General features: G+C 49.0%; 1 protein-coding gene. It reads left to right on the forward strand.

The window, feature by feature from the left end:
• A partial coding sequence (locus A3738_RS11105; RefSeq protein ID WP_197473819.1) for a VCBS domain-containing protein occupies positions 1-492 on the forward strand: 492 nt, incomplete at both ends.

A 492-nucleotide genomic window follows, 5' to 3' on the forward strand; every position in this document is an offset into this window, starting at 1 on the left:
CAACAGGTGACAGAACACTTTACTGTCACGGCCACAGACAGCAGCGGCACACCGGTACAGCAAACGATAACGATTGACGTGACGGGCACTAACGATGCGCCGGAGATCACCTCTATTACAGCTCAAGCAGCACATGAAGGCGATACGACGCTAACAACAGGAACAATCTTTGTCCATGAAATAGATAACCACGACCGAGTTAGCTTTTCTTCCCCGAGTGTCGACGGTTTTGTGCTGAAACAAGATGGTAGCTATAGCTTTGACTCCAGTCACAGCAGCTACAATCATTTAGCCCAAGGCGATGTGCAAACAATTACAATTCCGGTAACTCTTACAGATTTGGCTGGAGCTAGTGACACGAAAAATCTTGTCATCACCTTAACCGGGACTAACGATGCGCCTGTCCTGGATCAGATCCAAGCCCAGAGTGCGGCTGAAGATGGCAGTGTGATCTCTGGCAACATTACCTCAACTGATGCCGATGCCCATGAA

Source organism: Oleiphilus sp. HI0066, assembly GCF_001635725.1.